11 protein-coding genes are annotated in these 10,778 nt (G+C 77.4%); 8 read left to right on the forward strand and 3 right to left on the reverse strand.

Features of this window, described 5'->3' with window-relative positions; translation table 11 throughout:
- The 3 genes from PYV61_RS13480 to PYV61_RS13490 form a co-directional block, all read left to right on the forward strand.
- Window positions 1-1,767: hypothetical protein (locus PYV61_RS13480; protein WP_345785239.1), on the forward strand; the 1,767-nt coding region annotated here is incomplete at its 5' end.
- A 501-nt stretch (window positions 1,768-2,268) separates the two neighbouring features.
- Complete coding sequence (locus tag PYV61_RS13485; RefSeq protein ID WP_275832343.1) at window positions 2,269-2,949, forward strand: hypothetical protein; 681 nt, start codon at window positions 2,269-2,271, stop codon at window positions 2,947-2,949.
- Window positions 2,946-4,121 (forward strand): M20/M25/M40 family metallo-hydrolase, encoded by a 1,176-nt coding sequence (locus PYV61_RS13490; protein WP_275832362.1) that lies wholly within the window; start codon window positions 2,946-2,948, stop codon window positions 4,119-4,121. The genes PYV61_RS13485 and PYV61_RS13490 overlap by 4 nt, the downstream gene beginning before the upstream one ends.
- Window positions 4,122-4,187: 66 nt before the next feature.
- Here the strand turns inward: PYV61_RS13490 and PYV61_RS13495 are convergent, their stop codons facing one another.
- Window positions 4,188-5,078 (reverse strand): alpha/beta fold hydrolase, encoded by an 891-nt coding sequence (locus PYV61_RS13495; RefSeq protein ID WP_275832345.1) that lies wholly within the window; start codon window positions 5,076-5,078, stop codon window positions 4,188-4,190.
- A gap of 66 nt (window positions 5,079-5,144) precedes the next feature.
- On the opposite strand from PYV61_RS13495, the gene PYV61_RS13500 reads away from it, so the two are divergent.
- From PYV61_RS13500 to PYV61_RS13515, 4 genes are all read left to right on the forward strand, one after another.
- Entirely contained in the window at window positions 5,145-5,777 is a 633-nt protein-coding gene (locus PYV61_RS13500; RefSeq protein WP_275832347.1) for a TetR/AcrR family transcriptional regulator, read from the forward strand.
- A gap of 61 nt (window positions 5,778-5,838) precedes the next feature.
- The gene (locus PYV61_RS13505) at window positions 5,839-6,090 is read left to right on the forward strand and encodes a hypothetical protein (protein ID WP_275832349.1); all 252 of its coding nucleotides are present in this window, start codon (window positions 5,839-5,841) and stop codon (window positions 6,088-6,090) included.
- A 114-nt stretch (window positions 6,091-6,204) separates the two neighbouring features.
- On the forward strand, window positions 6,205-7,788 hold the full coding sequence (locus PYV61_RS13510) for a D-aminoacylase (protein WP_275832351.1): 1,584 nt from the start codon (window positions 6,205-6,207) through the stop codon (window positions 7,786-7,788).
- Between the two features lie 52 nt (window positions 7,789-7,840).
- The gene (locus tag PYV61_RS13515; RefSeq protein WP_275832353.1) at window positions 7,841-8,554 is read left to right on the forward strand and encodes a PEP-CTERM sorting domain-containing protein; all 714 of its coding nucleotides are present in this window, start codon (window positions 7,841-7,843) and stop codon (window positions 8,552-8,554) included.
- A gap of 4 nt (window positions 8,555-8,558) precedes the next feature.
- Here the strand turns inward: PYV61_RS13515 and PYV61_RS13520 are convergent, their stop codons facing one another.
- Window positions 8,559-9,422: an alpha/beta hydrolase gene (locus PYV61_RS13520; protein WP_275832356.1), complete on the reverse strand. Its 864-nt coding sequence runs from the start codon at window positions 9,420-9,422 to the stop codon at window positions 8,559-8,561.
- A gap of 74 nt (window positions 9,423-9,496) precedes the next feature.
- The gene (locus PYV61_RS13525; protein ID WP_275832358.1) at window positions 9,497-10,267 is read right to left on the reverse strand and encodes a DUF481 domain-containing protein; all 771 of its coding nucleotides are present in this window, start codon (window positions 10,265-10,267) and stop codon (window positions 9,497-9,499) included.
- Window positions 10,268-10,328: 61 nt separating this feature from the next.
- On the opposite strand from PYV61_RS13525, the gene PYV61_RS13530 reads away from it, so the two are divergent.
- Window positions 10,329-10,775 carry a hypothetical protein gene (locus PYV61_RS13530; RefSeq protein WP_275832360.1) on the forward strand — a complete coding sequence of 149 codons (447 nt, stop codon included), beginning with the start codon at window positions 10,329-10,331 and terminating at the stop codon, window positions 10,773-10,775.
- Window positions 10,776-10,778 lie beyond the last annotated feature (3 nt).

A 10,778-nucleotide genomic window follows, 5' to 3' on the forward strand; every position in this document is an offset into this window, starting at 1 on the left:
GCCGCGCTCGGCGTCGTCGGCGCCGCGCTGGCCGTGGTCGCCCCGCGCCGCACCGCGCCCCCGCCCGCCCCGGCCCTCGGCGCCCCGCGGCGCGTCACCTTCGAGGCAGGGCTCGAGGTCGATCCCGTCGTGTCGCCCGACGGCCGCCTGGTCGCCTACGCGGCCGGCCCCGACGACGCGATGCGCATCCACGTGCGCCAGCTCGACGGCGGACGCGCGATCGTCGTCTCGGGCGACCTCCCGGGGCCGCACCGCCGCCCGCGCTGGTCCCCCGACGGGGCGCGCCTGCTCTTCCAGGCCGGGCGCGCCCTCTGGGTGGTCCCGACGCTCGGCGGCGCGGCGCGACAGGTCGTCGCGCCCCCCGCCGACACGATGCGCCTGGCCGGCTACGCCGACTGGTCGCCCGACGGCGCGCGGATCGCCTACGGCGTCGGCGACACGGTGTACGTGCGCGACGCGGCCGGCGGCGCGCCGCGCGCGGTCGGCGCCGCGTGGTGGCCGCACTCGCTCGCCTGGTCCCCCGACGGGCGGTGGATCGCCGCCGTGCAGGGGAACCCGGGCTTCGTCTACGGCGCGCTGCCGTGGCAGATGGGGGTCGCGCGCCTCGGCAACCTCGCCCCCAGCTCGCTCTGGCTGTTCGCCGCCGACGGGGGCGCCCCGCCGCGCGCGCTCACCGACGAGACGGCGCTCAACACCAGCCCGACCTGGCTCGACGCGCGCACGCTCGCCTTCGTGTCGGGGCGCGACGGGCCGCGCGACCTCTACACGCTGGCGCTCGACGGCGACGGCGCGCCGGCGGGCGCCCCGGCGCGCCTCACCACCGCGCTCGGCGCGCACGTCGTGGCGGCCACGCGCGGCGGGGGGACGCTGGCGTTCGGGGTGCTGCGCATGCGCGCCAACGTGTGGGCCCTCCCGATCGGCGGCGACGGGCCGAGCACGATGCGCGACGCCGTGCAGGTGACGCACGGCGACCAGACGGTGGAGGGCCCCGCCGTCTCCCCCGACGGGCGCACGCTCGTCTACGACTCCGACCGCTCCGGACGGCAGGACCTCTGGCGGCTGCGCCTCGACGCGCCCGGCGCCGAGCCCGAGCCGCTGGTCGAGCTCCCGGGCGACGACTTCCGCCCGAGCTGGTCGGCCGACGGGCGGTGGCTCGCGTTCTACACGATCGCCGGCGGGGTGCGCCGCGCGGCCGTGATGCCGGCCGAGGGCGGCGCGCCGCACCTCGTCGAGCCGGGCGCGCGCGTCGAGTCGCACTCCCCCGCGCTCTCCCCCGACGGCCGGCGGCTCGCGTTCTACCGCGACGTCGGGCCGCGGTGGCAGCTGTACGAGACGGAGCGCACCGGCGACTCGACCTGGCGCGCGGCGCGCGCGCTCCCCGGCGGCGACGGGAACACGCCGCAGTGGTCGCCCGACGGCGCGCGCCTCGCCTTCCTGCGCGGCACCGAGGTGCGCGTGCTCGACCCGGGCGGCGCCGCCCGCACCGTGGTGGCGCCGCGCGACCCGCGGCTCGGCGGCGCGCTGGCGACGTACGCGCGCTGGCTCCCCGACGGGCGCGCGCTCGTCGTGAGCGCGAACGAGGCGTCGGGCGCGACGACCTTCTGGCGCGTCCCGCTCGACGGCGCCGCGCCGCGGCTGCTGGCGCGCCTCGCCGACGCGCGCCTGGCGCCGGCGCGCCCCGAGTTCTCGACCGACGGGCGCCGCCTCTTCCTCGCGCTCGCCGAGCGCGAGAGCGACGTGTGGACGGCGCCCCTGGAGCGGCGGTAGCGCGCGCGGAGCGCGCGGCGCTGCGCACGGCGCTGTGCGCGGCGTTCGCCGCCTGCCGCGCCGCGGCGCCGGACGACGACGCCGCGTCGTGGACGCGCGTCGGCGAGGGGCGCCGGTGCGGGATCGGCGCGCTGGCGGCGGGGGGCGGCGACACACTCCTGCTGCTGCACGACAACCGGCGCCCGGGCGAGCAGCGCCTCGCGCTGCTCGTGCGCGACGGCGGCGCGACGGCGTACCGCGCGGTGGCATGGCGCTACGACGCGGCGCAGCGCGCGCGCCACGCCGCCGCCCCCGCCGCGGCGCCCGACAGCGTCCCCGCCGACCTCGAGGCGGGGGCGCGCGCGCCGCGCGCGGCGCGCGACTTCCTCGCCGTGACGAGCGCCGGCGTCGTGTACCGCGTCGCGCTCGACGCGGCGGGCCGCCGACACGGCCGGCGCGAAGGCCGCGTACGAGGGGTTCGGCGCGCTCGCGCTCCCCGCGCGCGCCGACACGCTGCTCGGCGTGTGGGGGGACCGCGGCGGCGACGCGCGCGCGGGCGTGCTGCGCTGGGGGGCGCTCGCCGGCGACGGCGGCGCGCTGGCGCTGCGCGTGCTCGACACGGTGCGCGCCGCGTGGCCGACGGCGCCCGAGCTGCGCCACGTGTCCGTCCTCGCGCTCGTCGGCGACACGGTGCTGGTCGCGTCGGCGTCGGACGGCGGCGGGCGCGGGCCGTTCGCGCCGGCGGGGACGGTGATCGGCACGCTGACCGTCGCGGGCGGCGCGCCGTCGCTCCGCCGCGCGCCCCCGACCGCCCCGCTCGTGCGCCTCGACGACCGCAAGGCGGAGGCGGTCGCGCCGCTCGGCGGGGGCGCGCTGGCGATCGGCACCGACGACGAGCGGCTGGGCGGGATGCTGCTGCGCGTGGGCCCGCGCGGCGGGGCGGCGCGCCGGGCGGTCGCGGCCGCCGAGGGGGGCTGCCGCTCCTTCGCGCGCGGCGGCGGGCCGCGGCGACCAGCGCACGGCGGGCGCGCGCCGTTGTATCGTTGCTGCGTCCCCACCGACCGCCCGCTCCCGTCGCCATGCGCCGCCTCCTCCCCGCCCTGCTCCTCGCCGCCCCCGCGGCGTCGCTCCTCGCGCAGCCCGTCCGCAAGGACGCGCCGCCCCCGTCCGACCCGGCGCGCGTGGCCGCGCTGCCGGCGATGAAGCGCGCCCTCGACTCGCTGAAGGCGACGAACGCGTGGACGCTCGACCAGCAGGCGTCGATCTGCGAGGTCCCGGCGCCGCCGTTCAAGGAGCAGGCGCGCGGGCAGGAGCTGAAGCGCCGCTTCGAGCAGCTCGGCCTCCGCTCGGTGCGCGTGGATGCCGAGGGGAACGTGATCGGCGAGCGGCCGGGCACCGCGCAGGACGGGCCGACGGTCGTGCTCTCGGGGCACCTCGACACGGTGTTCCCCGAGGGGACCGACGTGAAGGTGAAGCGCGAGACCGCGCCCGACGGCGCGCCGCGCCTGACCGCGCCCGGCATCGGCGACGACTGCCGCGGGCTGGCGGTGCTGCTGTCGGTGGCGCGCGCGTTCCAGCAGAACAACGTGCGCACGCCCGGGACGATCCTCTTCGTCGGCACCGTCGGCGAGGAGGGCGAGGGGAACCTCCGCGGCGTGCGCCGCCTGTTCGACGAGACGCTGAAGAACCAGGTCGACTACTTCATCTCGGTCGACGGCACGGGCTTCGGCGTCACGCACAAGGCGGTCGGCAGCAACCGCTACAAGATCACGTTCAAGGGCCCGGGCGGGCACAGCTACGGCGCGTTCGGCATGCCCAACCCGGCGCACGCGCTCGGCCGCGCGGTGGCCAAGATCGCCGACCTGCAGACGCCCGCCGACCCGCGCACGACGTTCAGCGTCTCGCTGCTGCGCGGCGGGCAGAGCGTGAACTCGATCCCCGCCGAGGTGTCGATGGACATCGACATGCGCTCCGAGGACGCGGCGTCGCTGGCGGACCTCGACAAGCGCATGCGCGCGGCGGTGGACGCGGCGGTCGCCGAGGAGAAGGCGCGCTGGCCCCGCTCGACGGCGGCGCTGGCGGCGACCTACGACACGATCGGCATCCGCCCCGCGGGCTCGCAGCGCGACGACGCCCCGATCGTCCGCGCCGCGCTCGGCGCCGCGCGCGCGCTCGGCGAGACGTCCGACCTGAGCGCGTCGAGCACGGACTCGAACGTGCCGATCGGGATGGGGATCCCGGCGGTGACGATCGACGGCGGCGGCCGCGGGCGCGGCGCGCACTCGCTGGCCGAGAGCTACGACGACACGCCGAAGGGGTACGTGGGGCCGCAGTGGGCGGCAGTCCTGGTGGCGGCCCTCGCGGGAGCGAAGTAGGGCGGGCGCTGCGGGCTGCGGGCTGCGGATTCCGAACCCGCAGCCCGCAGCCCGCAGCGCCCGCCGCTAGGAGTCCAACCCGCGCACGAACTCGGTCACTCGCTCCAGCGTGACGTCGGCCCCGAGGATGTCGTAGTGCCCCTCCCCCGGCGTCGGCACGAGGCGCGCGCCGGGCCAGGACTCGGCGAGCGCGGCGCCGTGCGACCAGGGGACGTCGTCGTCGTGCGGGTCGTGCAGCACCAGCGCGGGGAGGGCGAGGCCGGCGGCGGCGCGGGTGGTGTCGAACCAGTCGAGGTCGCGCCCGACGCGCGTCTCGATGCGGCGCACGATGCCGTCGAGGCGGTGCGGGAGCCCGAGGTAGGTGCCGAGGCGGGCGACGTACTCGTGGGGGCGCCGGGCGGGGGCGACGAGGGCGGCGCCGCGGGCGCGGAGCCCGGCCTCCAGCGCCAGCGTGATCGCGGCCCCGCCGAGCGAGTGGCCGACGATCGCGCGGAGCGGCCCGAGCTGCTCGCCGAGGGCGGGGAGCGCCGCGGCCCACTCGGCGACCGAGGTGCGACGGCCGGGGGAGCGGCCGTGCGCCGGGAGGTCGACCGCCACCGCGCGGAAGCCGGCGCGGACCAGCGCCCCGGCGAGCGGCGCCATGTCGGCGGCGCGCCCGTTCCATCCGTGGACCAGGAGGACGGCGGGCCCCTCCCCCCAGCTCCACCCGACCATCGGGAAGCCGGCGGCGACGAACGCCCGCGGGCTGGCGTCGACCCCCTCGACCACCGGGTCGCGCGGCCGGCGGGGGCGCGGCGTGGTGAACAGCCGGGCCGCCTCCCACTCGGCGACCGCCGGGGCCACGCGGTCGGCGAGGGCGAGGCCGGCCCGCAGGAGGCGCTCGCCGCGCGCGGCCGGGCGGCGGCGGGGGGCCCGCGCCGGCTCGGCGGGCCAGAGAAGGTCCATGGCGGTCGTCATGGGGCGACAATACGACCGATCGTGCTATTTTGCAAGCACGACCGGTCGTTCTTATCTTCGGAGCACATGAGCAAGGGACTCCGCACCCGCCGCGAGATCGTCAACACCGCCCTCACCATGGCCCTCGACGTGGGGCTGGAGGGGGTGACGCTGGGGACGCTCGCCACCGAGCTCGACCTCTCGAAGAGCGGGCTGTTCGCGCACTTCCGCTCCAAGGAGGCGCTGCAGCTGGCGGTGGTCGCCGAGGCGGAGGCGTGGTTCGCGCTGACGGTCGTGCGCCCCGCCCTGGCGCTGCCGCGCGGGGAGCCGCGGGTGCAGGGGCTGTTCGAGGGGTTCCTCCGCTGGGTGCGCGGGGAGATCCGCGCCGAGTCGGCCGACGAGCGCCCGCCGGCGCTGGGCGGGAACCGCTGCATCTTCATGGCGCTCGCCGAGGAGTACGACGACCGTCCCGGCGACGTCCGCGACGCCCTCGTGCGCGCCCAGCGCGCCTGGCGCGCGACGATCGAGCGCGCCTGCCGCCTCGCGGTCGACGAGGGGCACTTCCGCCGCGACGTCGACCCGACGCAGTTCGCGTTCGAGTTCATGGGCGTGGTGATGACGTTCAAGCACTCGCTGAAGCTGCTCGAGGACGACGACGCCGAGCCGCGCGCGCGCGTGGCGTTCGGCGGGCTGCTGGCGCGCAGCCGCGCTGTCGCGTAGCGGGCGGTTCGCGCGCATCGGGAAGGGAGAGTCCCGCCCTCCTCCCCTCACCCGACGCGCCATGTTCGCCCCCACGCACCCCCCGGCGCTCGACACCGCGCGCCGCGCCGCCTTCGCCGCCCGCCCCCGCGTTCCCGCGCTGCTCGCCGACGCCATGCGCGACGCGCTCTGGCGCTCCGCCGCCGAGATCGCGTTCCTCGCACGGCTCGACGAGTCGGTCGTCCGCGCGCAGCTCGTCGCGCTGGCCGCCGAGCGGGTGGTCGAGCACGACGTGCGACTCGACCGGTTCAGGCTTCCGCTGGAACATTGCTGAGCGAAGTGCAGACAGGATTAACAGGAAACCGGGGGAAAGACTCGAGGCTGAAGTCCTTCCCCCGGTTTCCTGTTAATCCTGTCTAAAGCTGTTGCCGAGCATTAGCATCGCGCGATGCGACGCTATCTCCTCGCCATCAGTCTCGCGGCCTGCACCAGCGGCGCCGCACGCCCGAGCGCCGAGCCCTACGACCTCCTGATCGCCGGCGGCACGGTGGTCGACGGCACCGGCGCCCCGGGCGTCCGCGCCGACGTGGCGATCCGCGGCGACCGCGTGGTGGCCGTCGCCCCCGCCCTGCCGCGCGACGGGGCGAAGCGCGTGGTGGACGCGTCGGGGAAGGTCGTCGCGCCCGGGTTCGTGGACCTGCACGCGCACCTCGACCCGCTGCTGCGGCTCTCCGACATGCGGAGCGCGCTGCAGCAGGGCGTCACGCTCGCGCTGGGCGGCCCCGACGGCGGGTCGCCGCTGCCGCTGGCGCCGTACCTCGACTCGGTGACGGCGGCGCGCCCCGGCGCGAACGTCGCGTTCCTCGTCGGGCACAACGACGTGCGCCGCGCGGTGCTCGGCATGAGCGACCGCGCGCCGAGCGACGCCGAGCTGGCGCGCATGCGCGCGCTCGTGGCGGGGGCGATGGGCGAGGGGGCCTTCGGGCTGTCGACCGGGCTGCTCTACCTGCCGGGGACGTACGCGACCACCGACGAGGTGGTGGCGCTGGCGCGCGCGGCCGCCGACTCGGGCGGCATCTACACGTCGCACCTGCGCAAGGAGGGGCTCGGGCTGTTCGAGGGGGTCGCCGAGGCGATGGAGATCGGGCGCCGCGCGCGCGTCCCCGTCGTGCTCACGCACCACAAGGCCGTCGGGCGGCAGATGTGGGGGCAGAGCGTGCGCACGCTGGCGATGGTCGACAGCGCGCGCCGCGCCGGCACCGACGTCATGGTCGACCAGTACCCCTACACCGCGACGCACACCAACCTCGGCGTGCTCGTGCCGGCGTGGGCGATGGCCGGCGGCGACTCGGCGTTCGCGCGGCGGCTCGCCGAGCCCGCGCTGAAGGACTCGGTCGTGCGCGGGATCGTGTTCAACATCCTCAACGACCGCGGCGGCGGCGACCTGTCGCGCGTGCAGTTCTCCCGCGTGTCGTGGGACCGCACGTTGGAGGGGAAGACGCTGAAGGACTGGGCCGACCGCCGCGGGCTCGCGCCGACGCCGGAGAACGGGGCGACGCTCGTGCTCGACGCGATGCGGCAGGGGGGCGCGAACGCGATCTACCACGTGCTCGACGAGGGCGACGTCGCGCGCATCATGCGCCACCCGCAGACGATGATCGCCTCCGACGGGCGCCTCTCGACGCCCGGCGACGGGCACCCGCACCCGCGCGCCTACGGCACCTTCCCGCGCGTGCTCGGGCGCTACGTGCGCGAGCAGCGGCTGCTGACGCTGGAGCAGGCGGTGCACAAGATGACCGGGATGCCGGCGGCGCGGCTCGGGCTGCGCGACCGCGGCGTGCTGCGCGCCGGCGCGGCGGCCGACGTCGTCGTCTTCGACCCGGCCGCGGTGTCCGACCGCGCGACGTTCGAGGCGCCGCACCAGTACCCGGTCGGGATCGGCACCGTGGTGGTCAACGGCGTGCTCGCGGTCGACGGCGGCACCCCGACGGGCGCGCGCGCCGGGCGCGTGCTGCGGCGCGGCGGGCGCTGACGTCGCTGCACGCGCCTTGCAGCGCCTCGTGCTCCCCTCACCGGAGGCCGTCATGAGACGCCGCTCGACGCTTTCCGCCGTCCTCGCCGTCGCGTTCGCCGCCGCCCCCGCCGCCGCGCAGGTCACCGCCGGCCAGGTCGACGACTTCACCGGCCCCTCCGCCGAGGGGTGGTTTTACGGCGGCGGCCCCGGGGGCGTGCCGCCCACCCCCGCGACCGTGCTCGCCACCGGCGGCCCCGCCGGCGTCGGCGACGCCTTCATGCGGCTGACCGCGACCGGCGGGGGCGGGCAGGGGAGCCGCCTCAGCATCCTCAACGCGGCGCAGTGGGGCGGGAACTACACCGCCGCCGGGGTCGGCGCGATCCAGATGGACGTCCGCAACGCCGGCATGACCGACCTCTCGCTGCGCCTCTTCCTCGAGACGATTGGCGCCATGGGGCCGACCGACATCGCGTACAGCACCGTGCCGGTGACGCTCGCCGCGGGGAGCGGGTGGACGCGCGTGGTGTTCCCCCTGATCGGCGGGCTCTCGAACGCGCCGATCCCGGGGAGCGCGATCGCCGACGCGCTCGCCAGCGCGACGCTGCTCCGCCTCTCGCACAGCCCCGACCCGCTCGACCCGTCGGGGCCCGCGCCGGCGGTCGTCGCGACGCTCGACGTCGACAACGTCGCCGCGGTCGCCGTCGTCCCCGAGCCGACGACGCTCACGCTGCTCGCCGGCGGCGCGGCGCTGCTCGCCCTCGCCCGCCGGCGGCGCGTCGGCTAGCCGGTCACTCGCCGCCGAACATCGACTTCGGCGTCTCGTTCCTCAGGAACGGCTCGATCAGCGCGTGCAGCAGCGGCGCCTGCGTGATCACGGCGGTGTGCGAGGTGGCGGGGAGGATCGCGAGGCGCGACGGCGCCAGCGGCTTCCCCATGTCCCCCATCTCGCCGCCGCCGAGCAGGCGGAACATGGCGACGGAGTGCTCGAGCGTCGCGACGTCGGCGTCGCCGGCGATCACCAGCACCGGCGTCTTCAGCGCCCTCACCTGCGCCTCCCACGCCATCGGCTCCTTCTCGAGCGCGATCAGCTTCTGCGCCAGCGCGCGGAAGCCGTTGGGGTTCGCCGCCAGCTTGCGGTACTCCTGCTCCAGCATCGGCGGGAGCATGTCGGCCGTCATCTGCGGGACGAACGCCGCGAACGCCGGCTGCCACCCCTTCGCGTCGTACGCCACCGACGCGGCGACGAGGCGGTTCACCTTCGCCGGGTGGCGGATGGCGAGCTGCAGCCCCGCCGCCGCGCCCATCGAGTAGCCGAACACGTCGGCCCGCGCGAGGCCGACTTTGTCCATGAACGCCGCGACGTCGTCGGCCAGGTTGGGATACGTGATCGGGCGGTCGACGTCGGTCGTGCGCCCGTGCCCCTGCAGCTCGACGACGTAGACCTTGTGCGTCTTCGCGAGCAGCGGGACGATCGCGCCCATCGCCGGCGCGTTCATGTAGGCGCCGTGCAGCACGACCAGCGGGTCGCCGGCGCCCGAGACCTCGTAGTACATCTGCATCCCGTTCACGGCGACGCGGGCGCCGGCCGGCGGCTGCGCGTGGGCGGTCACGACGGCGGCGGCGAGCAGGAGGGGGAGGGCGAGGCGGCGCATGGTCGGGAAGGCGGTGAGTGAGCGACGGTACACCCCTTGGACGGCCAGCCGGCCCGGAAATCATCGCCCCCCGCTCACCAGCGCGCGCCGAGCCCGAACAGCACCGTGCCGTCGGTGGCCACGCGGGCGCCGCGCCGCGGCGCCTGGTTGTCGTGGTTCACCAGCAGCGACAGCGACGCCTCCAGCGCCCGCGTCATCGCGTAGCGCGCCTCCGACGTCGACACGACCACGAAGTCGGTGCCCGCGGTGCGCACGCGCGGCCGGTAGAAGGTCGTGTGCGACAGGCGCAGCCGGCGGTCGAGCCCGTGCTGCACGCGCGCGCGCGCCGACCAGCGGGTGACGCGCACCACGCGCGGCGGCGCGGCGGCCGCGTCGCGGTCGGGGCGCGCGCCGGTGCGCTCGTCGAGCAGCGCGACGCTGAGGCTCGCCTCGGTGCGGGCGCTGCGCACGAAGGTCCGCTTGGCGCCGACGCCCCAGGCGACGCGCGACGCGATGCGCTTCTCGAGGTTCGACTCGTACGTCGCCAGCGCGAACGGCGACCACGGCGCGTACGGGCGCCAGTCGGCGCTGAGCGCGCCGAGCCAGAGCCGCTTCGTCACCTCGCGCGGCCGGTCCTCGGCGGCGGCGTCGCCGTACAGGACCTGCAGCGACGCGTCGACCTCGAGCGTCGAGTCGGCGCGCGCCACCCCGCCCCGCGCGCCCACCACGCGCTGCTCGGCGTTGCCGAACAGCAGCGTGCCGTCGGCGCGCGCGCTCCCCGACCGTACGCGCGGGGGCGCGGGATGCGCGGCCAGCGGCGCCGCGAGCGCCGGCGCCGCGCAGAGCAGGAGCAGGAAGGTCCGCATCGCGCGCAATGTAGTGCCGCCGACCCTTGCCGCCGCCCTCGCCCGCCCGCAGGGTGCACGCATGCCCGTCGTCGTCGTCGCGGCACAGCCCGCCCTCCGCCCCCGCCCCGCCGCGGCCGACGACGGCGCGCGCGTGCGCGCCCACGACCCGGCCACCCGCCGCACGCGCACCGGGCAGGCGCTCGGCTGGGGCGGCGCCGCGCCGCGGCTGGTGACGACGCGCGGCGACACCGCGGCGCTCGACACGACGCTGGCGCTCTCGCGCAGCATGGGACGCACCGGGCGGCGCACGGTGCCCGGCATCCTGCTCGGCTGGGCCGTCGGCGTGGGCGTCACCGTCGCCGACTGCGGCTGGAAGGCGACGTGCGGCGAGCAGAACCCGCTCCCGCTGCTCGGCGCCGCCGCGGGCGGGCTGGTCGGCGCGCGCTTCCGCCGCGAGGTGTGGCGCCCCGTCGCGTCGGTGGGGGCCGCGTGCGCCCCCGCGGCCGCTACCCCGCCGCCGCCGTGACCG

Origin of the sequence: Roseisolibacter sp. H3M3-2 (assembly GCF_029211165.1) — a bacterium.
Taxonomy (GTDB): Bacteria; Gemmatimonadota; Gemmatimonadetes; order Gemmatimonadales; family Gemmatimonadaceae; genus Roseisolibacter.